The organism is Pseudomonas sp. KB_12 (genome assembly GCF_052114545.1).
GTDB lineage: Bacteria > Pseudomonadota > Gammaproteobacteria > Pseudomonadales > Pseudomonadaceae > Aquipseudomonas > Aquipseudomonas brassicacearum.
Genome location: NZ_JBFREY010000132.1, coordinates 1 through 355, shown reverse-complemented (window position 1 = coordinate 355; position 355 = coordinate 1). Strand labels below are relative to the sequence as shown.

The following is a 355-nucleotide window of genomic DNA, read 5'->3' as shown; positions in this document are numbered from 1 at the left end:
ACTGGGGCAAGCAGGGCTGGGAGCTCGTGCAGGTCGTGACAGGGCCCGAGGGCGGGCTCGTCGCGTACCTCAAGCGTCCGGTCGGCGGCGACGCGGCCGCCAACACCGGTCTTTCCGCGGCGGCAGACGCCGCGCGTCAGTTCGAAGGAGAATCCGCATGACCATCAGCGCCCGTCTCGCCGAGCTCGGCATCGAGCTCCCGTCCGTCGCCGCTCCGGTGGCCGCCTACGTGCCCGCCCGTGTGCATGCGGGTCTCGTCTACACCTCCGGTCAGCTGCCGTTCGTGGCCGGATCCCTGCCGGCGACCGGCAAGGTCGGCGCAGAGGTTCCGGCTGAGGACGCCAAGGGGCTCGCC

1 pseudogene is annotated in these 355 nt (G+C 72.1%); it reads left to right on the top strand.

Annotated features, from left to right (window positions below):
* Positions 1-157: 157 nt before the first annotated feature.
* Positions 158-355, top strand: a pseudogene (locus AB4Z20_RS28165) (hypothetical protein); the annotation flags it as partial.